This window comes from Haloarcula salinisoli (assembly GCF_019599405.1).
Classification (GTDB): domain Archaea; phylum Halobacteriota; class Halobacteria; order Halobacteriales; family Haloarculaceae; genus Haloarcula; species Haloarcula salinisoli.
In genome coordinates, this window is record NZ_RKLQ01000002.1 from 1,077,456 (window position 1) to 1,098,387 (window position 20,932).

At 65.0% G+C, this 20,932-nt stretch carries 26 protein-coding genes; 21 read left to right on the top strand and 5 right to left on the bottom strand.

The window, feature by feature from the left end:
* Positions 1–2: 2 nt before the first annotated feature.
* Genes EGD98_RS14785 through secY form a run of 19 tightly spaced genes read left to right on the top strand, consistent with a single transcriptional unit; the run spans position 3 to position 10,090 of the window.
* On the top strand, positions 3–464 hold the full coding sequence (locus EGD98_RS14785; protein ID WP_220589130.1) for a 50S ribosomal protein L22: 462 nt from the start codon (positions 3–5) through the stop codon (positions 462–464).
* The gene (locus EGD98_RS14790) at positions 464–1,369 is read left to right on the top strand and encodes a 30S ribosomal protein S3 (RefSeq protein WP_220589131.1); all 906 of its coding nucleotides are present in this window, start codon (positions 464–466) and stop codon (positions 1,367–1,369) included. The genes EGD98_RS14785 and EGD98_RS14790 overlap by 1 nt, the downstream gene beginning before the upstream one ends.
* Positions 1,369–1,587 carry a 50S ribosomal protein L29 gene (rpmC, locus tag EGD98_RS14795; protein WP_220589132.1) on the top strand — a complete coding sequence of 73 codons (219 nt, stop codon included), beginning with the start codon at positions 1,369–1,371 and terminating at the stop codon, positions 1,585–1,587. The genes EGD98_RS14790 and rpmC overlap by 1 nt, the downstream gene beginning before the upstream one ends.
* The gene (locus EGD98_RS14800; RefSeq protein ID WP_220589133.1) at positions 1,587–1,871 is read left to right on the top strand and encodes a ribonuclease P protein component 1; all 285 of its coding nucleotides are present in this window, start codon (positions 1,587–1,589) and stop codon (positions 1,869–1,871) included. The genes rpmC and EGD98_RS14800 overlap by 1 nt, the downstream gene beginning before the upstream one ends.
* Positions 1,862–2,188, top strand: coding sequence for a 30S ribosomal protein S17 (locus tag EGD98_RS14805; RefSeq protein ID WP_220589134.1), 327 nt, complete (start codon positions 1,862–1,864; stop codon positions 2,186–2,188). Before EGD98_RS14800 ends, EGD98_RS14805 begins: the two co-directional genes overlap by 10 nt.
* The gene (locus EGD98_RS14810; protein WP_220589135.1) at positions 2,188–2,586 is read left to right on the top strand and encodes a 50S ribosomal protein L14; all 399 of its coding nucleotides are present in this window, start codon (positions 2,188–2,190) and stop codon (positions 2,584–2,586) included. The genes EGD98_RS14805 and EGD98_RS14810 overlap by 1 nt, the downstream gene beginning before the upstream one ends.
* 4 nt (positions 2,587–2,590) lie before the next feature.
* Positions 2,591–2,953: a 50S ribosomal protein L24 gene (gene rplX / locus EGD98_RS14815; protein ID WP_220589136.1), complete on the top strand. Its 363-nt coding sequence runs from the start codon at positions 2,591–2,593 to the stop codon at positions 2,951–2,953.
* The gene (locus tag EGD98_RS14820) at positions 2,950–3,654 is read left to right on the top strand and encodes a 30S ribosomal protein S4e (protein WP_220589137.1); all 705 of its coding nucleotides are present in this window, start codon (positions 2,950–2,952) and stop codon (positions 3,652–3,654) included. Before rplX ends, EGD98_RS14820 begins: the two co-directional genes overlap by 4 nt.
* Positions 3,647–4,177 carry a 50S ribosomal protein L5 gene (locus EGD98_RS14825; protein ID WP_220589138.1) on the top strand — a complete coding sequence of 177 codons (531 nt, stop codon included), beginning with the start codon at positions 3,647–3,649 and terminating at the stop codon, positions 4,175–4,177. The genes EGD98_RS14820 and EGD98_RS14825 overlap by 8 nt, the downstream gene beginning before the upstream one ends.
* Positions 4,174–4,341, top strand: coding sequence for a 30S ribosomal protein S14 (locus EGD98_RS14830; protein ID WP_220589139.1), 168 nt, complete (start codon positions 4,174–4,176; stop codon positions 4,339–4,341). The genes EGD98_RS14825 and EGD98_RS14830 overlap by 4 nt, the downstream gene beginning before the upstream one ends.
* Positions 4,342–4,343: 2 nt before the next feature.
* Complete coding sequence (locus EGD98_RS14835; RefSeq protein WP_220589140.1) at positions 4,344–4,736, top strand: 30S ribosomal protein S8; 393 nt, start codon at positions 4,344–4,346, stop codon at positions 4,734–4,736.
* Positions 4,737–4,738: 2 nt separating this feature from the next.
* Positions 4,739–5,275: a 50S ribosomal protein L6 gene (locus EGD98_RS14840; RefSeq protein WP_220589141.1), complete on the top strand. Its 537-nt coding sequence runs from the start codon at positions 4,739–4,741 to the stop codon at positions 5,273–5,275.
* Positions 5,275–5,997 (top strand): 50S ribosomal protein L32e, encoded by a 723-nt coding sequence (locus tag EGD98_RS14845; RefSeq protein WP_220589142.1) that lies wholly within the window; start codon positions 5,275–5,277, stop codon positions 5,995–5,997. Before EGD98_RS14840 ends, EGD98_RS14845 begins: the two co-directional genes overlap by 1 nt.
* Positions 5,997–6,446, top strand: a complete 450-nt coding sequence (locus EGD98_RS14850) for a 50S ribosomal protein L19e (protein WP_220589143.1) — start codon at positions 5,997–5,999, stop codon at positions 6,444–6,446. The genes EGD98_RS14845 and EGD98_RS14850 overlap by 1 nt, the downstream gene beginning before the upstream one ends.
* A complete protein-coding gene (locus tag EGD98_RS14855) occupies positions 6,446–7,009 on the top strand; it encodes a 50S ribosomal protein L18 (RefSeq protein ID WP_220589144.1) in 564 nt (187 codons plus the stop codon). Before EGD98_RS14850 ends, EGD98_RS14855 begins: the two co-directional genes overlap by 1 nt.
* Positions 7,006–7,644, top strand: a complete 639-nt coding sequence (locus tag EGD98_RS14860) for a 30S ribosomal protein S5 (protein ID WP_220589145.1) — start codon at positions 7,006–7,008, stop codon at positions 7,642–7,644. The genes EGD98_RS14855 and EGD98_RS14860 overlap by 4 nt, the downstream gene beginning before the upstream one ends.
* Positions 7,644–8,108 carry a 50S ribosomal protein L30 gene (rpmD, locus tag EGD98_RS14865; RefSeq protein WP_220589146.1) on the top strand — a complete coding sequence of 155 codons (465 nt, stop codon included), beginning with the start codon at positions 7,644–7,646 and terminating at the stop codon, positions 8,106–8,108. The genes EGD98_RS14860 and rpmD overlap by 1 nt, the downstream gene beginning before the upstream one ends.
* Positions 8,108–8,602 (top strand): uL15m family ribosomal protein, encoded by a 495-nt coding sequence (locus EGD98_RS14870; RefSeq protein WP_220589147.1) that lies wholly within the window; start codon positions 8,108–8,110, stop codon positions 8,600–8,602. The genes rpmD and EGD98_RS14870 overlap by 1 nt, the downstream gene beginning before the upstream one ends.
* Positions 8,603–8,611: 9 nt before the next feature.
* Entirely contained in the window at positions 8,612–10,090 is a 1,479-nt protein-coding gene (gene secY, locus EGD98_RS14875; RefSeq protein WP_220589148.1) for a preprotein translocase subunit SecY, read from the top strand.
* A gap of 101 nt (positions 10,091–10,191) precedes the next feature.
* Here the strand turns inward: secY and EGD98_RS21055 are convergent, their stop codons facing one another.
* The 5 genes from EGD98_RS21055 to EGD98_RS14895 form a co-directional block, all read right to left on the bottom strand.
* Positions 10,192–10,323, bottom strand: a complete 132-nt coding sequence (locus EGD98_RS21055; RefSeq protein ID WP_268899173.1) for a hypothetical protein — start codon at positions 10,321–10,323, stop codon at positions 10,192–10,194.
* Between the two features lie 208 nt (positions 10,324–10,531).
* Positions 10,532–13,075, bottom strand: coding sequence for a methyl-accepting chemotaxis protein (locus EGD98_RS14880; protein ID WP_220589149.1), 2,544 nt, complete (start codon positions 13,073–13,075; stop codon positions 10,532–10,534).
* Positions 13,076–13,257: 182 nt separating this feature from the next.
* Complete coding sequence (locus EGD98_RS14885; RefSeq protein ID WP_220589150.1) at positions 13,258–14,943, bottom strand: NAD-binding protein; 1,686 nt, start codon at positions 14,941–14,943, stop codon at positions 13,258–13,260.
* Between the two features lie 134 nt (positions 14,944–15,077).
* Positions 15,078–17,315, bottom strand: coding sequence for an amino acid permease (locus EGD98_RS14890; protein WP_220589151.1), 2,238 nt, complete (start codon positions 17,313–17,315; stop codon positions 15,078–15,080).
* Positions 17,308–17,748: a universal stress protein gene (locus EGD98_RS14895; protein ID WP_220589152.1), complete on the bottom strand. Its 441-nt coding sequence runs from the start codon at positions 17,746–17,748 to the stop codon at positions 17,308–17,310. The genes EGD98_RS14890 and EGD98_RS14895 overlap by 8 nt, the downstream gene beginning before the upstream one ends.
* 182 nt (positions 17,749–17,930) lie before the next feature.
* Here EGD98_RS14895 and trkA point away from each other — a divergent pair, with 182 nt between their 5' ends.
* The gene (gene trkA / locus EGD98_RS14900; protein ID WP_220589153.1) at positions 17,931–19,262 is read left to right on the top strand and encodes a Trk system potassium transporter TrkA; all 1,332 of its coding nucleotides are present in this window, start codon (positions 17,931–17,933) and stop codon (positions 19,260–19,262) included.
* Positions 19,263–19,355: 93 nt separating this feature from the next.
* Positions 19,356–20,891 carry a TrkH family potassium uptake protein gene (locus tag EGD98_RS14905; RefSeq protein ID WP_220589154.1) on the top strand — a complete coding sequence of 512 codons (1,536 nt, stop codon included), beginning with the start codon at positions 19,356–19,358 and terminating at the stop codon, positions 20,889–20,891.
* The last annotated feature ends 41 nt before the right edge of the window (positions 20,892–20,932 follow it).

Genomic DNA, 20,932 nt, shown 5'->3' on the forward strand with positions numbered 1-20,932 from the left:
TCATGGGAATCAGCTACTCAGTCGACGCCGACCCGGACGCCACCGCGAAAGCGATGCTTCGGGAGCGGCAGATGAGCTTCAAGCACAGCAAGGCTATCGCCCGCGAAATCAAGGGCAAGACGGCCGGCGAGGCCGTCGAGTTCCTCGATAGCGTTATCGCCGGCGACCAGCCGGTCGCGTTCAAACAGCACAACTCCGGTGTCGGCCACAAGTCGAAGGTCGACGGGTGGGACGCCGGTCGGTTCCCGAAGAAGGCCAGCGAGGCCTTCCAGGACCTGCTCGAGAACGCCATCGGCAACGCCGACCACCAGGGCTTCGACGGTGAAGCCATGGAGATCATGCACGTCGCCGCCCACAAGGTCGGCGAGTCGCAGGGTCGAAAACCGCGTGCGATGGGTCGGGCCTCGGCGTGGAACTCCACGCAGGTCGACGTCGAACTCATCCTCGAGGAGGTCGAAGGCTAATGGCCGACGAACAGCAGTTCATCGAGGACGGCCTCCAGCGGACCCAGATCGACGAGTTCTTCGCGGACGAACTCGGTCGCGCCGGCTACGGCGGCATGGACGTCGCCAAGACGCCGATGGGTACCCAGATCGTCCTCAAAGCCGAGAAGCCAGGGATGGTCATCGGCAAGGGCGGGAAGAACATCCGGAAGATCACGACGGAACTCGAGGAGCGGTTCAACCTCGACGACCCGCAGGTCGACGTCCAGGAAGTCGAGGAGCCGGACCTCAACGCCCGCATCGTCGCGGACCGCCTGGGCAACGCCCTCGAACGTGGCTGGTACTTCCGCAAGGCCGGCCACACCACCATCGACCGCATCATGGAGTCCGGTGCGCTCGGTGCCGAGATCGTCCTCTCAGGGAAGGTCACGGGCGCCCGCTCGCGTGTGGAGAAGTTCAACCGCGGCTACATCAAGCACAACGGTGAACCCGCCGAGGACATCGTCGACAGCGGCGTCGGCGTCGCGGTGATGAAGCTGGGCACCATCGGTGTCCAGGTGAAGATCATCCCGCCGAACGCGGAACTCCCCGACGACTTCGAGGTCTACGACGACGTCGAGGTCGAGGACTACGTCGCCGACACGGACGGCGAGTCCGTCGAGGAGCTGCTCGAAGGCGAGCCCGAGGAGGCCACCGAGGCAGAGGTTGCGGCCGACGAGGCCGCTGCCGCCGAGCCAGCCGACGACGCTCCCGACGAAGAGGTCATCGAAGAAGAAGTCGACGTCCCCACCGACGACGACGTCGAGGACGTCGACGTCGACGAACTCGAAGAGGCCGTCGACGAGGAACTCGACGAGGAGACCGAGGCGGAAGCCGAGGAGCTCATGGACGAGATGGACGACGACGAAGAGGAGGCTGAGCAGTAATGGCCGTCCTCCACGTCCAGGAGATTCGCGACATGACCCCCGCCGAGCGAGAGGCGGAGTTAGAGGACCTCAAGACGGAGCTGCTCAACGCTCGCGCCACGCTGGCGGCGGGCGGCGCCCCGGACAACCCGGGTCGCATCAAGGAACTGAAGAAGGCCATCGCCCGAATCAAGACGATTCAGGGCGAAGAAGGCGACCTCCAGTCGGAGGACGAATAATGCCACTGACACCCGAGACGCTCACACGACACGAACTCGTCGGCCTCGACGTCGAGGTCGTCGCGGCGTCCAACCCGGACGCTATCGGTATCAGCGGCAGCGTCGTCATGGAGACGACACAGCTGCTGACTGTCGAGAGAGACACTCGGGTGTGGCACGTGCCGAAGGACAGCGCGACGTTCGCGTTCGACCTGGACGGACAGACCGTTCGGGTGGAGGGCGAGCGACTCGTCGACCGTCCCGCTCGACGCACAGCGAACGCAGGTGATTCCAAATGGCGCTAGGACTGAACGTACAGGAACCGGAGACGGCCTGTTCCGACCAGAACTGCCCCTTCCACGGAGAGCTCTCCGTGCGGGGCCAGACACTGGACGGAGAGGTCGCTTCCACTGACATGGAGAAGACCGTCGTCGTCGAACGCGAGTACGACGTGAAGGTGCCCAAATACGACCGCTTTATGAAGCGGCGGAGCCGCGTCCCGGCTCACGCACCCGATTGTCTCGACCTCGCGGTCGGTGACACGGTCACGATAGCAGAGTGTCGACCGCTCTCGAAGACGAAGAGCCACGTCGTTGTGGCTATCGAGGACGGTGAGCAATAATGGAGGCAATGAACGCCGACGTCACCCAGGGCCTGGAGAAGGGCTCGCTGATCACGTGTGCCGACAACACCGGCGCACGCCAGCTGAAGGTCATCTCCGTTCACGGCTACTCGGGGACGAAGAACCGCCACCCGAAGGCGGGGCTGGGCGACAAGATCACGGTCTCGGTCACCAAGGGGACGCCCGAAATGCGTCGCCAGGTGCTCGAAGCCGTCGTCGTCCGCCAGCGCAAACCCATCCGCCGTCCCGACGGCACCCGCGTCAAGTTCGAAGACAACGCGGCTGTCATCGTGGACGAGAACGAGGACCCGCGCGGGACCGAACTCAAGGGTCCCATCTCGCGGGAAGTCGCGGAACGGTTCGGGAGTGTCGCCTCCGCAGCGACGATGATCGTATAGAACCATGACAACGCAACCAGACAAACAGCGAAAGAGCGACCGAGACGCTCCGCTGCACGAGCGACACAAGCAGGTGCGGGCCACGCTGGACGAGGACCTCCGCGAGGAGTACGACCAGCGCAACGTCCGCGTCAACGCCGGGGACACCGTCGAGGTGCTCCGTGGCGACTACGCCGGCGAGTCGGGCGAGGTCCTCACTGTCGACCTCTCGGATGCCGTCATCCACGTGGAGGACGTCACCCTGGAGACCACCGACGGCGAGGAAGTCCCCCGTCCACTCGACACCTCGAACGTTCGGGTCACGGACCTGAACACCGAGGACGACCGACGCGTGGAGCGCCTCGAATCGGAGGATGATACCGCATGAGCAAACATCAGAAACGCCTGTCGGTGCCAAACAGCTGGCCCGTCGAGCGCAAGACGGCAACGTTTACGGTCAAGGCCGGTGCCGGCCCGCACGGTGAGTCGGGGGTCCCCCTCCTCATCGTCCTGCGGGACGTGCTGGGCTACGCCGACAACCGCAAGGAAGCGCGCTATGCGCTCAACGAGGACAACGTCCTCATCAACGGGAAGGCGGTCTCCGACGAGGAACGGCCCGTCGGGATGTTCGACATCATGGCCTTCACCCAGCGCGAGGAGTACTACCGCGTCTTCCCCGGCGAGGGTGGACGGCTGGCGCTGACGGCCATCGAGGCCGACGCCGCCGAGTCCAAGCTCGGGAAGATCGTCAACAAGACCCACGTCGCCGGTGGCGACGTCCAGCTCGCTCTCCACGACGGTGAGACCCTCATCGTCGAGGACGCCGACGACTACTCCGGCGGCGACTCCATCGTCGTCGACAACGAGGAAAGCGACATCATCGCCCACTTCGAGTACGAAGAGGGCGCGCTCGTCACCGCCGTCGACGGTGCCCACGCGGGCGAGATCGGCACGGTCGACGAGATTCAGGTCACCCCCGGCTCGGCCCAGAACAACGTGCTCGTCGAACAGGAAGACGGTGGCTTCGAGACGGTCGAAGAGTACGTCGTCGTCATCGACGAGAACTTCACGGGTGATGATGATGAGTAGTGACGCCGACTCGGCCGACTTCCACGAGATGCGCGAACCGAGCATCGAGAAGGTCGTCGTCCACATGGGTATCGGCCACGGTGGTCAGGACCTGGCAAACGCCGAGGACATCATCACGGAGATTACCGACCAGAGCCCGGTTCGAACGCGAGCGAAACGAACCGTCGGCGAGTTCGACATCCGCCAGGGCGACCCCATCGGCGCGAAGGTCACGCTGCGTGGCGACGACGCCGAGGCGTTCCTCGAGACCGCGCTGCCACTCGCCGAGCTGGCCGAGAGCCAGTTCGACGACACCGGCAACTTCAGTTTCGGCGTCGAGGAACACACGGAGTTCCCGAGCCAGGAGTACGACCCGAGCATCGGAATCTACGGGCTGGACGTCACGGTCAACCTCGTCCGGCCGGGCTACCGCGTCGCCAAGCGGGACAAGGCGTCCCGTTCGATTCCCTCGAACCATCGACTCAACCCCGAGGACGCGACCGCGTTCATCGAGTCGACCTTCGACGTTGAGGTGAGCGAATGAGCGAAAGTGAAACCCAACAGGCCAACGACGAGCGTACGGGCCAGCTAGAGTCCTGCCAGCGCTGCGGGCGCGAGCAGGGACTCGTCGGCAAGTACGACATCTGGCTGTGTCGCCAGTGCTTCCGGGAGATCTCCCGGGGCATGGGCTTCAAGAAGTACAGCTAACCATGACAGGAAACGACCCATTCGCCAACGCACTGTCGGCACTCAACAACGCCGAGAGCGTCGGGCATCTGGAGCAGACGGTATCGCCCGCCTCGAACGAGATCGGTAGCGTACTCGAGGTCTTCTACGACCGCGGGTACATCGACGGATTCAGCTTCGTCGACGACGGCAAAGCCGGTGAGTTCGAGGTCGAACTGAAAGGAGCCATCAACGAGTGTGGCCCGGTCAAGCCCCGTTACTCTGCGGGCGCAGACGAGTTCGAGAAGTGGGAGAAGCGGTTCCTCCCTGCCCGTGACTACGGGACCCTCGTCGTGACGACCAGCCACGGCATCATGAGCCACTACGAGGCTCGTGAGGAAGGCGTCGGTGGCCAAGTAATCGCGTACGTGTACTAACAATGCCACGAGTAGAACTGGAGATTCCGGAGGACGTGTCTGTCTCCCAGGACCATCTCGACCTCACGGTCGAGGGTCCGGAAGGGACAGTCACACGTCGGCTCTGGTATCCCGACATCGACGTCACAGTCGCGGACGACGTCGTCGCGGTCGAGTCCGACGAGGACGACGCCAAGACGATGTCGACCATCGGGACCTTCGAGAGCCACATAGAGAACATGTTCCACGGCGTCGTCGAGGGGTGGGAGTACGAGATGGAAGTCTTCTACTCTCACTTCCCGATGCAGGTCAACGTCGAAGGCGACGAAGTCGTCATCGAGAACTTCCTCGGCGAGAAGGCCGCGCGTCGGACCACCGTCCACGGTGACACCGACGTGTCGGTCGACGGCGAGGAGCTGACCGTCACCGGCCCCGACATCGAGGCCGTTGGCCAGACCGCCGCGGACATCGAACAGCTCACACGCATCAACGACAAGGACGTGCGTGTGTTCCAGGACGGGGTGTACATCACCCAGAAACCCTCCCGAGGTGACGCCTGATGGCAGATGACGAATCCAACGACGAGACAGTCGAAGCCGAGGAACTGACCGACATCAGCGGCGTCGGTGCGGCCAAGGCCGACGCGCTTCGCGATGCCGGCTTCCAGACTGTCGACGACGTCCGTGCGGCGGACCAGTCGGAACTGGCCGAGGCAAAGGGCGTCGGCAACGCGCTGGCGGCCCGAATCAAAGCCGACGTCGGCGGTCTCGAAGTCGAGACCGAGACGGAGGCCGAGGTCGAAGAGGAAGGCGAGGAGGAGGCCGAGACCGAGGACGTGGAGACGGAGCTCCAGCCCCGCGGTCTCGCCGACAAGACGCCGGACCTCGACGACGAGACGGCCCGACAGCTGGCCCAGCGACACCGCGTCGGTGGCCCGCAGTTCAACCGACAGGACCACCACAAGAAAAAACGCGTCTCGACCTCCTGGCGACGCCCCCGCGGCCAGCTCTCGAAGCAGCGCCGCGGTATCAAGGGCAAGGGTGCCACCGTCGAAGCCGGCTTCCGAACGCCGAAGGCGGCCCGTGGCAAACACCCCTCGGGCTTCGAGGAAGTCCGCGTCCACAACGTGGACGACCTGGAGGGCGTCGACGGCGACGTCGAGGCCGTCCGCATCGCCTCGAAAGTCGGTGCCCGCAAGCGCGAGCGCATCGAGGAGGAAGCGGAGGACGCGGGCATCCGCGTGCTCAACCCAACCTACGTCGAAGTCGAGGTGAGTGAGTAATGACGGATCTGTCCGCACAGAAGCGACTCGCATCGGACATCCTCGACGTCGGGAAGGACCGCGTCTGGTTCAACCCCGACCGCCAGGGTGACATCGCCGACGCCATCACTCGCGAGGACGTTCGCGAGCTGGTCGAGGAAGGTGCCATCACGGCCAAAGACAAGAAGGGCAACTCCCGCGGTCGCGCTCGCGAGCGCAAGGAGAAGCAGGCTTACGGTCACCAGAAGGGAGCCGGTTCCCGGAAGGGCAAGGCCGGGGCCCGACAGAACGAGAAGAAGAACTGGGAATCGCGCATCCGCGCACAGCGAAAGAAGCTGCGCGAACTGCGTGACGACGGCACGCTGTCGAAGTCCGTCTACCGCGACCTGTACGACAAGGCCGGCGGTGGCGAGTTCGACAGCGTCGCCGACCTCGAACGATTCATCGAAGCAAACCACGGTGACGCATAATGGCGACAGGACCACGATACAAGGTGCCGATGCGGCGACGCCGCGAGGCCCGAACGGATTACCATCAGCGGTTGCGCCTGCTGAAATCCGGCAAGCCCCGCCTTGTCGCTCGAAAGAGCAACAAGCACACCAGGGCGCAGCTGGTGACTCTCGGACCAAACGGCGACCGCACGCTGGCGGCAGCAGAGTCCGGTGACCTCGAGGAGTACGGCTGGGAGGCGCCGACGGGCAACATGCCCGCGGCCTACCTCACCGGGCTGCTCGCAGGCCTCCGCGCGCTCGACGCTGGCGTCGAGGAAGCGGTGCTCGACATCGGCCTTAACACCCCGACCCCCGGAAGCAAAGTATTCGCAATACAGGAAGGCGCAATCGACGCCGGCCTGGAAGTGCCGCACAACGACGACGTACTCGCCGACTGGCAGCGCACGCGCGGCAGCCACATCGCCGAGTACGCCGAGATGCTGGACGAACCGCTGTACAGCGGGGAGTTCGACGCGGCAGACCTCCCGGAGCACTTCGACGAGACCCGGGAGACCCTACTGGAAGGTGACATCGAACTATGAGTGGTAATAACGGCTGGGAACCCCGCACACGCCTCGGCAAGCAGGTTGTCGAAGGCGAGATCGACTCCATGCAGGAGGCGCTCAACTCCGGGCTTCCCCTGAAAGAATCGGAAGTCGTCGACCAGCTCGTTCCCGATCTGGAAGACGAAGTGCTGGACATCAACATGGTCCAGCGGATGACCGACTCCGGCCGGCGGGTGAAGTTCCGCTGTGTCGTCGCAGTCGGCAACCGCGACGGGCTGGTCGGCTACGCAGAAGGGCGTGACGACCAGGTCGGCGGTGCCATCCAGAAGGCCATCGACGTGGCCAAACTGAACATCATCGACGTCTCCCGTGGCTGTGGGTCCTGGGAGTGTGGCTGTGGCCGTCCGCACACGGTCGCGCTGCGCACCGAGGGCAAGGCCGGGAGCGTCGAGGTCGAGCTCCAGCCCGCCCCGCGCGGACTGGGTCTTGCCGGCGGGGAGACCGTCCGCAAGGTGCTCGAACTCGCCGGTATCGAGGACATCTGGACCCGCTCCAGCGGGAACACGCGTACCACGGTCAACTTCGCGAAGGCTACCTTCAACGCGCTCCAGAACACGGCCGAAGCCCGTGTCCCCGAGCGTACCTTCGAGAAACGTGAGGTGATCGAGTGATGCAAGCACTCGTCCAGCTTCGTGGCGACGTGAACATGGATACGGACATCCACGACACGCTGAAGATGCTGAACATCCACCACGTCAACCACTGTACGCTCGTCCCCGACACGGAGACGTACAACGGCATGGTGTCGAAGGTCAACGACTTCGTCGCCTTCGGCGAACCCAGCCAGGAGACCATCGAACTCCTGCTTTCGACGCGCGCCGAGCCCGCCGAGGGCGACGCCGACGTCGACGACGAGTGGGTCGCAGAGAACACCGAGTTCGACGACATCGAGGGGCTGGCCTGGGCGCTGGTCTCCGAGGAGACGACGCTGCAGGAGCAGGGTCTCTCCCCCACACTCCGTCTGCATCCGCCACGTGGCGGCCACGACGGCATCAAACACCCGACCAAGGAGGGCGGTGAACTCGGTCGACACGACACCGAGGGCATCGACGCGCTCCTGGAGGCGATGCGATAATGACGAGCAAGAAACGACGACAGCGCGGCTCCCGTACGCACGGTGGCGGCTCGCACAAGAACCGACGCGGCGCCGGTCACCGCGGTGGTCGCGGGGCCGCCGGCCGCGACAAGCACGAGTTCCACAACTACGAGCCGCTCGGCAAGAGCGGCTTCAAGCGCCCCCAGCAGGTCCAGGAAGAGGTCGCGACGGTCGACGTCCGCGAGCTCGACGAGAACGCCGTGCTGTACGCGGCCGACGGCCTCGCAGAGGAGGCCGGCGACGGCTACATCATCGACGCCCGCGAGGTCGTCGACGAGGCCGAGGACGCCGACGTGGTGAAGGTGCTCGGTGCGGGCCAGGTCCGCAACGAACTCACCCTCATCGCCGACGAGTTCTCGGCGGGCGCCATCGAGAAAGTCGAGGACGCTGGCGGCACCGCAAAGTTGACGGACTTCGGTGAGGAACGGCAGGCAGATGCCGACACCGAAGGCGACGCGGAAGACGAGGAATAAGGATACACAATGAGCTGGAAGGACACCGCCGAACCACTGCTCGTGCGGATGCCGGCAGTTCGCCGTCCGGAAGGACACGTCCCGTTCAAGCGCAAGCTCGCCTGGACGGGTGGCGTGTTGATACTGTACTTCTTCCTGACGAACGTGGGACTGTTTGGCCTCGACATCGGCTCGGACTCGAACCCGCTCGGACGATTCGCGTCGATTCTGGCCTCCGGTCAGGGAAGTGTCATGCAGCTGGGTATCGGACCCATCGTCACCGCCTCCATCGTCTTGCAGTTGCTCGGTGGGGCGAACTTGCTCGGGTTGAACACGCAGGACGACCCGCGGGACCAGATCCTCTACCAGGGGCTCCAGAAGCTGCTGGTGCTCGTGATGATCTGCCTGACGGGTATCCCGATGGTGTTCGCTGCGGACTTCCTGCCGCCGGACCCGGCGGTCGCGCAGTCGCTCGGCATCGGGACGACCGGCGTGCAAGCGCTCATCTTCGCCCAGATGTTCGTCGGCGGTGTCCTCATCCTCTTCATGGACGAGGTCATCTCGAAGTGGGGCGTCGGCTCCGGTATCGGCCTGTTCATCATCGCCGGCGTCAGCCAGCGACTGCTGGGCGGCCTGCTGTCGACCCCGTTCATCGGTAACCAGAGCGGGATCATCCACACCTGGTATCTGTACATCACGGGCCAGCAGGCGACCGGGTCGCTGTTTACGGCCTCGGGTATCGAGACGCTGTTCCTCTCGCCCGGTGGTGGCCGGCTGCTCGCGCTGGTGACGACGGTGCTCATCTTCTCTATCGTCGTCTACGCAGAGTCGGTGCGGGTCGAGATTCCGCTCTCGAACGCCCGGGTCAAGGGCGCGCGTGGTCGCTTCCCCGTGAAGCTCATCTACGCCAGCGTCCTGCCGATGATTCTCGTCCGCGCGCTGCAGGCAAACGTCCAGTTCCTGGGGCGCATCCTCGACCAGCAACTCGCGAATATGCCGGGCTGGCTGGGTACCTACAACAACGCCGGCCAGCCGGTGGGCGGCCTGTTCTACTACCTGGCGCCCATCCAGTCGCCCGGTGACTGGATGTGGTTCCTGCAGGGGACGACCACGAACGAGGTCTGGCAGATACTCCTCCGCATCGGCGTGGACCTGACCTTCATGCTGATCGGCGGGGCTATCTTCGCCGTCTTCTGGGTCGAGACCACCGACATGGGCCCCGAGGCGACGGCGAAGCAGATTCACAACTCCGGGATGCAGATTCCCGGCTTCCGCCAGAACGTCGGCGTCATCGAGAAGGTCCTGGAGCGGTACATCCCGCAGGTCACCGTCATCGGCGGTGCCCTCGTCGGACTGTTGGCCGTCATGGCCAACATGATGGGCACCATCGGGAACGTCTCCGGGACGGGGCTGCTGCTGACGGTCTCTATCACGTACAAGCTGTACGAGGAGATCGCCGAGGAGCAGCTCATGGAGATGCACCCGATGATGCGCCAGATGTTCGGCTGACCCGTCTCGAACGACTTTTTTTGCGGTCGCTCCGTCCGTCGAGCAGCGGCGCGCCGGGCTGGCTCATGCCACCGACACGGACGACGGCGACCCGGGAGGAGTTACTCGACTCGGTAGCAGGCGATGCTGTCGGTCCCGCAGTGGGGACACTGGTCCGTACCCGACGAGACGGCGGTGCCACACCGTCGACACTCGTGGACGACTTCCGACCCGGTCAGGATGCCCTCAAACATCGGTCACACCGCAGTTCGTCGGCTGGCATTGTGCGCTCGGTCGCGCCGACACGGGACTCGTGCCACCGGCCGGACCCAGCGAACCTGTGGTGGAGTCGTATTCGACTTGCTGCATTTGAACGCGTTCAACTGCCAGTGGCTCACAATAAAAACCAGTACCTAACAAAACGAAAGACCCTGAAGGATACGACCGGTCGACAGCCCCGAACTACTGACCGGCGTCCCAGCTGAACAGCTCAGCCTCGACCTCGTTGTTCAGCGCTCGCAGACTGTCGCCGATGTCTTCGCCGACGGGCATCTCCGCGCGGGCCTGTTCGATGATGCCACGGACCTCGGGGAACGGCCCCATCTGTGCGCCGTTGGTCGCGGGCGTGTCCGAGGACTCCTGGAACTGATCGAAGGCGGTGGCGAAGTGGGGGTTCTCCTCGAACCACCCCTCGCGCTTGAGCAGGTCGGCGGCGCCGTCACAGACCGGGAAGTAGCCGGTCTCGCGGTGCCAGCGGGCCTGCTGTTCCGGTTCGAGCAGCCACGCGAGGAACTCCCCGGCGGCATCTTCGACCTGCGGGTCGAGGTCGTCGCCGATCCACAGCGACGCTCCGCCGACGAGGACGCCGTTGCGCTCGTCGAGCACGGGGAGGTAGCCGGTCTTCAGGTCGAACTCGGCGCCCGACTCGATGGAGCCCAGCGACGACGTCGAGCCGATGAGCATGGCGGCTCGCTCGTCGTGGAACGTCTTTTTCGCCTTGCCGCGGGCCTTGATACCGCTGTTGTGGTATAAGCCGTCTGCCTCCATGTCGGTCCACCACTGGAAGAAGTCGTGGCCGAAGTCGCTGTCGAGGTAGGCCTTGTCGGGGACCCCGGCGCGGCCGTTCTGCTCGTTGACCAGTTCCTGGCCGGCCTCGGCGAACCACTGCTCGACGAACCAGGAGTAGTTCGCGAAGGTGATGCCGTAGTCGACCACGCCCGCGCTGACGAGTTGCTCGCTGGCCTCCCGGACCTCCGCGAAGGTCTCGGGCGGGTTCTCCGGGTTCAGGCCGGCGGCCTCGAAGGCATCTCTGTTGATACACAGCACGGGATTCGAGGAGTTGAACGGGACCGACTGCAACTCGCCGTCGACGGTGTAGTAGTCCGAGACGGAGTCGGTCAGTGACGATTTCGAGTTCCCCGGGAGGATACGCTCGGCGGGCTTGAACGCCCCCGAGAGCCGCGCTTTCATGCTCCCGATCTCGTTTATCTGGGCGATGGCGGGCATCTCCTCGGTCCCGGCGGCGGCCAGGCTCTCGTCTAAGACCCCATCGTAGCTCCCCAGCGAGGACAGTCGGAAGTGCACCGAGCCGTGTTGGGCCTCGAACTCACGGGCGAAGTCGTGCAGGAGCAGCGACTTCGAGCCGCCCATCGCGTGCCAGAAGTCGATGACGGTGTCCCCTTTCGACATCGTGTGTTTCTGGCGCTCGCCGGTCGTGAACTGTGCGGCCGTCGACCCGAGCTCCTCGGCCCGCTCGGACATCACCCCGACCTCCTGGGTGACGTCGGTGAGCGACTCGGCCTGGCTCTCGGCGGCCTCGGCGACCGTCTCCGCTTCTGCGGTGGTCTCCTCGCTGACCGCACTGACCTCGTCGACCATCGAGACGACCGACTGCGTCGTCTCCGCCTGCTGGTCGACGGCGTTGTCTATCTCCTTGATCGAGGAGTTGACCTGGTCGATCATGTGGACCACGTCGTCGAGCCCGTCGATGGTCGAGTCCACCGCCGTGCTCGCCTGCGAGACGACGTCCTGGGTCTCGTACATATTCTCGACGGTCGTCTCGGTCTGTTCGCGAACGTCCGAGACTGTCGAACTGATCTCGTCGGTCGCGTCCTTGGTCTCGTTGGCCAGGTCTTTGACCTCGTTGGCGACGACGGCAAAGCCCGCGCCCGCTTCGCCGGCACGGGCCGCCTCGATGTTGGCGTTCAGCGCGAGCATATTCGTGTCGTCGGCCACGTCGTTGATGAACTCGGTAATCTCCTCGATGTCGCTCATCAGGTCAGAGAGCTGTTCGACCTGCTGGACCATCTCCTCGGTCTTGTCCTCCATCGCTTCGAGGTCCTCGATGGCCTGGGTCGCGGCCTCCTGGGCGCTGTCGCCGCTCTCGACGGAGTCTTCCGCGGTGTTTGCCACCTCCGTCGCCGAGGCTGCGACCTCTTCGATGGTCGCCGAAATCGAGCGCATCTCGTCGCCGACCTGCTGGAGGTGTTCGTTCTGTTCGTGAGCCCCGTCGGCGATCTCGCTGATGGACTGGCTCACCTGCTCGCCTTCCTGCTCGACCTTCTCGACCTCCTGCTCGACGTCGGAGGTGGAATCGTCGACGGACGTGCTGACCTCCTTGACCTGCTTGAGCATCGTGTTCCACTCGTCGAGCATCCGGTTGTAGCTAGAGACGAAATCGACGACGGAGTCGACGTTGGAGTCGATATCTGCACGGCGAGTCAGGTCGCCCGAGGCGTTGGCGTTGACGACGCCCTGGAGCTCGGCCAGTGACCCCTCGAGGTCGTACAGTCGGTGTTGCTGGTCCTCGACGGTATCTTCGAGCTCTTCGACCCGGTTCTGGGCCTGGTCGCGCTCGTTCTCGACCTCCCTGAACTTCGCACGTAGTTCGCTGTCCGACAACGACTCGATATCCAGCGCCTCGCCGCTCTCGGATGGGGGCTCGACCACGCCACCGTCAGGCTCCGGGTCGCCACCCGTGTTCTCACCACTGCGATTATCGCTCATACTGGGAGTATCTATGATGCGGGTCTTAAGCGTCGCGTCCACATTTCATAGATTAATAATCGGGTACGGCACAGGCGACCGTCGGTGCGGAACTGTGGCGGCGGGTCGTCGCTTTTCGACCTGCCGCCGTCTTCGACGTCGGGGCGAGTCACTGGCCCTCCGTGTGTCCGGAATTCAGCCCGTCAGGCTTCCGGCTCCATCGGGGTGACGTCGAACTGTTTCCTGAACTGCTGGACCGCCTCGTCGGAGCCGACGAGGACGATTCGCTCGTCCCCGGTGAACCGCCGCTGGGGGTCGACCGTGCTGGTGAACCCGGACTCGTCTTCGACGGCGATGACGCGACAGCCGGTCTTCTCGTAGATACCCGACCCGGCGAGTGTCGACCCCGAAAGCGGTGTCGCGGGCACGCGGAGCAACCGTATCTGGCTCGCTGGCGCGAGGACGTCCTCGCCCCGGAGCTCCATGGCGACCATCCGGGCGCTCACCTGGGGGACCGAGAGGACGTAGTCCGCCCCGGCACTCAGCGCCTTCCGTGTCGCGTCGGTGTCGCTAACCCGTGCGAGTATCTCGATATCGGGGTTCAGTGACCGCGCCAGCACGGTCGTCAGGAGCGAGGCCGAGTCGTCGGGCAGGCCGACGATGATTGCACCGGCGGTTTCGACTCCGGCTTCTTCCAGTACCTCCTCTGACCCCGCATCACCGACGATATCGACGTCCTCGCCGTCTTCGACGTCGATGGTCACGACGTCGAGCCCCGCCTCGGAGACGACCTCCAGTGCGGCCTCACCGACCTCGCCCTGCCCGGCGATGACGATGCGCTCGTGTCTGCGGAGTGTGCGGGCCGGCTGGATGAAGTCACTGAACGCCTCCAGGGCGTCGTGTGCGCCGGAGACGAGCAACACCGTGTTCGACCGGATAATCGCGTCCGGGTCGGGCGGGAGCTGGAGTTCGCCGTCGATCCACGCACCGATGATGTTCGCGCCCGTCTTTTCCCTGATGTTGGAGTTGCGGATTCGGGTCCCGATGAGCGGGTTCCCCTGCTGAATCGGTACTTCCGTGACCTCCAGCTCGCCGCCGAGGTCGATGGTGTCGGTCAGCTCCGAACTGAACGAGGAGACGGCCTTCTCGGCGAGGCGCTGGCCGAGCACACCGTGGGGCGAGAGGACGCTATCCGCGCCCGTTTCGAGCAGGACGTCCCGCATATCGCTGTCGTCGGTGAGCGTGATGATTTCGATGTCGGGGTCTACCGACCGAACCGTCAGAATCGTGTTGACGTTCGCGTCGCCGGCGTCCGTGATAACCGCCCGTGCCGAGTCGATGCTGGCTCGTTCGAACGCCGTCGCGTCCTGTGGCGAGCCGTCGATGACGGAGTAGCCGTCGTCGGCGAGGTCCTTGGCGTTCTCTTCGGACGACGAGATGAGGACGTAGTCGATACCGAGCTCCCGTAACTCGTCCAAGAGCACGGCCGAGTCACGCCGGTACTCACAGATGATGACGTGGTCTTGCTTCGGGGTGAGTCGGTTGTCCAGGTTGACTTCGGCCCCCGTAAACAGCGGGATGATGATGAGCCGGAGCGTGAAGAAACCGAGCGCGATACCGGAAATCTGCGTCCCGGCGACGAAGAGGAACATCAGCGGGTGGGTCCAGATACCCGAGTCCTGGCCGTAACCGGTCGTGGTCATCGTCTGGACGATGAACTCGAAGGACGCGAATATCGACTGGTCGACCCCCTCGAGCTGTGCCAGCGCGAGGTTGTAGGTGACGGTGTAGGCGAGGACCAGCAGTACCAGGCCGGTGAGGTAGTACGCGACGAGACGGTCCCGTCGAGAGAGCTGGATATCGGATAACTGGTCGGGTAGGTCCACCATGGTCGATTACCCCCACGTTCCTCGGCGATAGGTAAAAATGATTCCCGCTGTCCGTGCTGGGGTACCGACCGTCTGTCCGGCGTGTCCCGGACGGCGCGTCGTCGCCGACGTCGTGCGTTCGAAACCCGTCCCGCTTAGAACAGCCGTTCGAGCAGGCCGCGGTCGCGGTGTTTCTCCGCGAGCAGCACCGAACAGTCCACGTCGTCGACGACGTCCAGCACGAGCGAACTGGAGACGAGCCGACGGAGGAGCCCCTCTTCGGTGGCACCGATGATGAGCATCGTCGCGTCCTCGGCGGCCGTCTCGATGGCCGTCTCGACGTCGCCCGACTCGATGCGGAGGCTGGCGTCTTCGAGCCCGTGTTCGACCGCCCACTCCTGGAGGAACTGCTGGGCGTTTGCCTCGTCGTCGGCGACGTTCAGCAGCGTCACCTCCGAGTCGTACTCGGCCTGGAGCAGTTTCGCGATAGCTGCCGATAGCTCGGAGTCGGGGCCGCCGGCGGTCGGTAGCAAGATGCGCGAGGGGTCGAAGCCACGGTCCCGGAGGACGAGGAAGTCACACGGGACAGCCTCGGTGAGTTCGTCGATAGCCGACTCGGCCCGGCCGGGCGAGCCGTGCGAGTCCGGCCCCCATCCCATCACGACCTGGTCCACGTTGTGGGTGCGTGCGGCGTCGAAGATGGCCTCGAAGGACTTGTGGGAGATGATGGTGTGGGTCTCGACCTCGACGCCGAACGTCTCGGCGTCCTCGCGAGCGCTCTCGAGCAGTCGCTCGGAGGTAGCGTCGAGCTCGTCGGCTCGTTCGGCCGCACCCGCAAGCGCCGTCTGGTCGGGGACAGTCACGATGTGGGTCGCGACGACGGTCCCCCCGCGCTGTTTCGCGATGGCGCTGGCGAGCGTGATGAGTTCCTGCTCGTTTTCCGGGTTCGCGAGCGGCACCATCACGCGGTACTGCCCGCCGTCAGGCTGGACGCCCGCGGCGGCGCTGACGGCTGCGTCGGGCATGTCCTCGGAGCGTTCGACGATGTGCTTCGAGAGGATACCCTGTTTCTCGGTGCGCGAGCGGGCGTACAGCAGATACCACACGACCGCCGCCGCCGCGATGCCGAATGTGAGCAGGAGGGCGTCGGTGGCGACGAACACCAGCAGCGCGAAAGAGAGGATAGCGCCCAGAATCGGCATGAGCGGGTACAGCGGGACGGTGAAGTCTGGCTGGTACTCTTCGGGGGCGACGTAGCGCATCACGATGAGCGCGAGGTTCAGCAGGCCGTAGATGATGAGGTGCAGCCCCGATGCGGCACCTGACAGCAGGGTCAGGTCGCCGACCATGATAAAGAGGAGGATGAGTCCGCCCGTGATGGCGATAGCGCGGTACGGCGTCCCGAAGCGGTCGTGAATCTCGTTGAGCGCGGGCGTGACGATGCGGTCACGGCCCATCGCGAAGTTGATTCGCGAGGAGGCGAGGATGGAGGCGTTCGCGCTGGAGGCCGTCGCCAGCAGCCCACCGAACAGCAGTGCACCGCCCATCAGCGCCCCCTGGAGATACTGGCCGACCTCGACGACGGCGATGGGGTTCTCCTGGTCACTCGTGATGACGTCCGCGATAAAGCCCTCCGGCACCGCGGCGCTCATCAGCACCAGCACCAGGGCGTAGATGACCGTCACGATGACGACGCTGCCGATGACCGCCCGCGGGAGGTTCTTGCCGGGGTCTTTGATCTCCTCTGCGACGCTGGTAATCTGGACGAAGCCCAGATACGAGACGAAGATGAGGCCGGTCGTCTCCAGCGTCGTGACCACGTCGCTGGCCGGCGGGAGGTTCCCGGGCTCGGCCCGGAGTGTCCCCAGCAGCGTGAACACTGCGAGGATACCCACGAGGATGACGACGATGACGTTCTGGAGCCGTCCGGTCTCCTTCGCGCCGACGTAGTTTATGAGCACGAAGAAGGCCGCGCCGACCAGCGCGACGATTTTGACCACGGACATCGACACCGGCCCGAGGCCGACCGAGCCAGAGAGGCCGAAGATGCGGGCGATATACCGACCGAATCCAACCATATAGAAGGCGCTGGCGAAGGCCAGCCCGAGCCAGTTGGCCCAGCCGGCGACCGAGCCAAAGAGTGGGCCCAGCGCGTGGTTGACGTAGTAGTACGCCCCGCCGGATTTGGGCATCGCTGTCCCCAGCTCGCTGGCCGACAGCGCGGTGAACATGGCGATGACACCACCGAGAACGAACGCGACAGACGCCATCGAGCCGGCCTTGAGGATGGCCTCACCGGGCAGGACGAAGATGCCGGCGCCGATCATCGTCCCGACGCCGATGGTCAGTGCCGCGAGGGGACCGAGGTCTTTCGCGAGTTCCTCGTCACTCATCGCTGTCCTCGTCCGGGAGTGCGAGTACCGGGATATCGGCGTTCGTGACCAGTTTCAGGGTGATGTCGCCGGAGAGGAACTGCAGGAGCCGGCTGCCACCGCGGGCGTGGAAGGCGATGGCGGAGGCACCGACGTCGTCTGCGGCCTCGAAGATGGCCTCGACGACGTGGCGGTCGTAGGCGGTGTGTTCGTCGGCGTCGGGGAAGACCGACCGAACCGCCGCGTACGATTCCTCGGCCAGTTCCTCGGACTGCTCGACCGGCGTCTTGTCGGGGACGCCTTCCCCTTTCTCCACGACGTGGAGCGCGGTGACGTGGTCCGGGTCGTACGGTGCCAGCCCTCTCGCAGTGGCCAGCGCGTCGGCCTCGTTGGCCACCGGGAGGAGGACGTGGTCGAGGAGGCCCCGCTGGTCCGCCTCGGAATCACTGCTCATACTCCCCACTCTGTGTGCACTCTGTTAAGAGTGTGTATCCACCACCACGGTGGGCCGGCGGTCGTGTCGCCCATCCAGAGACACGCGAGGGGGCCCAGTCGGCCGAACACTGTTGTGAGATGGAAATACACTTGTCCGGGCCGACTGAACGGACGGGATATGTCTACGCCGGAGGGGCGCCGATGTACGTCGTAATCGTGGGCGCCGGTGAGGTCGGGTCGAGTATCGCGGCCAGCCTCGCAGACGCTCACGAGGTCGCCGTCATCGATATCGACGGCCAGCGAGTCGAGGAACTGGTGTACGCGACGGACGTCCTTGGCGTCGAGGGTGACGGTGCGGACCTGGAGACGCTCAGGGACGCCAACATCCAGAAGGCCGATATCCTCATCGCCAGTACCGACGACGACGAGACGAACATCGTCACCTGTGGGACCGCCAACACGGTGACGGACGTGTTCACCATCTCCCGGGTCAAGAGCGCGAAGTTCCTGCGCACCTGGCAGGGGTCACAGCGGGCCTTCGGCGTCGACCACATGGTCGCGACGAACCTGCTGACGGCCGAGAGCATCACGCGGGTCGTCGGGATGCCCGCAGCCCAGGACGTGGAGACGTTCGCCGAGGGCGCCGTCCAGATGGCCGAGTTCGAGATACCCGAGGCGAGCCCCATCGCCGGCCAGACCGTCCGGGAGGCCGACCGCTACGAGTCGCTCACGTTCGCGGCGCTCATCCGCGACGACGACGTCGTTATCCCGACCGGGGAGACGGAGCTGCGACCCGGCGACGACGTGGTCGTCATCGGTAGCTCCGAGAGCGTCCACACCTTCGCCGAGGAGATTGCCCCCGACGTCCAGGGGGCCCGCGACGTGCTCGTCGTCGGTGGCAGCGACATCGGCTACCACACCGCCCGACTGCTGGGCGAGCGCGGCCTCAAACCGCGCCTCATCGAGCGTGACCACGACCGGGCCCGCGAGATAGCCGAGGCGCTCCCTGGGACGACCGTCCTCGAGAGCGACGCGACCGACCGGGAGTTCCTCAAGACCGAACACGTCGAGGACGTCGACGTCGTCGTGGCGGCGCTGGACAACGACGAGAAGAACCTGCTCGCGAGCCTGCTGGCCAAGCGCCTGGGCGCCGAGCGGGCCGTCGCCGTCGTCGACTCGGGGGAGTACGTCAAACTGTTCGAGGCGGTCGGTGTCGACGTGGCGGTCAACCCCCGCGAGGCCACCGCCGAGGAGATAACCCGTTTCACCCGCGAACACCAGGCCGAGAACGTCGCCATCATCGAGTCCGACCGCGCGGAAGTCCTCGAAATCGAGGTCGACGGCGACAGCGTGCTGGTCGACCGCCCCATCCGTGAGTCGGTGGCGGAGCTCCCGGACGGCGTCGTCATCGGGGCGATAACTCGGAACGGCGAGCGGGTCATCCCCCGCGGTGACACCGTCGTCGAGCGCGGGGACCACGTCGTCGTCTTCGTCGACACCGATGTGCTGGAATCAGCCAGCAGCAAGCTGTAACCCCGCACGTGCCGGTAGTTTCGTTCCGAACTACATAGCGGGGGATTTTTCGTGGTCGGGGTGAGAGCCTACGTCAATGCACGGTGGTCGGTGATGTCGGTCCGCGTCGACTGGCGACAAGCCGTCGCGTTTACCGGCACAGTCATCAAGTATCTCGCCGTCGCGATGCTGATTCCCCTCGCGGTGAGTATCGTCTACGGCGACGACATCCTCACGTTCCTCGCCTCTATCGTCATCACGGTCGCCGTCGGCGTCGCGCTGGAGCGACTCGACGACGACCCCGAGCTGGGTCCACGAGAGGCCCTGCTGCTGGTCGCGCTCTCGTGGGGCGCCGTCGCCATCATCGGCGCCATCCCGTACGTTATCGCGGGCTACGGCACCGAGTCGACGTTGCGCCACCCCATCAACGCCCTGTTCGAGTCCACCTCCGGTTTTACTACTACAGGGGCAACAGTGCTCGGTGAAATCTCGCTGGACCGCCACTCCCACGCCATCCTCATGTGGCGCCAGCTCAGCCAGTGGCTGGGCGGGATGGGTATCATCGTCCTGATGGTCGCCATCCTCCCCGAAGCGGCGGTCAACGGCGCCCAGCTCATCGATTCGGAGGCCCCCGGCCCGGAGCTACAGAAGCTCACCCCGAAAATCGCCGAGACCGCACGCCTGCTCTGGCTCTTCTATCTCGGCTTTACGGTCCTGCTGATGGCCCTCCTGGTCGCGCTCCACTACGCCGGCCTGGCGCCGAATATGAACGTCTACAACGCCATCGCCCACGGGTTCTCGACGCTCCCGACGGGTGGGTTCTCCCCGCAATCGGAGAGCATCGCGGCGTTCTCACCGGCAGTCCAGTGGGTCATCATCCCCTTCATCCTCGTCGCCGGGACCAACTTCGCGCTGTTTTTCTTCCTGCTGCGTGACGAGTACGCCGCGGTGCTGGAAGACCGCGAGTTCCAGGTCTACCTCGGCGCGAACGCCGGCCTCGCGCTCATCCTCTGGGGACTGCTGTTTACCGGGTCGGCGCCCCCGCTCGACATCGGCGGGGCGACACAGGGTGCCCTCGAGAATTCCCTGCGGCAGGCCACGTTCCAGATTGCCTCGCTGCTGAACTCCACTGGCTACGCGACCAGTGACTTCGCCCAGTGGGGCGACACCGCCAAGGTCGTCCTCTTGCTGGCGATGTTCATCGGCGGCTCCGCCGGTTCGACCGGTGGGGGCATCAAGATAGTCCGCTGGCTCGTCGTTTTCAAGGGCATCCGCCGCCAGCTCTTCACGACCGCGCATCCGAGCGCCGTCAAACCGGTCCGGCTGGGTGGCACCGTCATCGACGAGGACGTCGTCCAGGCTATCTACGGGTTCACGATGCTGTATATCCTCGTGTTCGGCCTCGCGACTGTCCTCCTGGCACTCGACGCCGGGCGCGTCGGGCTCGAAATCACAGTGCTGGAAGCGGCCAGCGCGAGCCTGGCGACTATCGGTAACATCGGTCCCGGTTTCGGCTTTCTGGGCCCCTTCGGGAGCTACCTCGACTTCCCGTCGACCAGCAAGCTCCTGATGATATTCCTGATGTGGTTCGGCCGCCTGGAGATAATCCCCGTCTTCGTCATCTTCACCGGGGCGTTCTGGAACGAATGACATCCTCCGCGCGGTGACCCGCGCGGTTTCCTCCGTGGGAA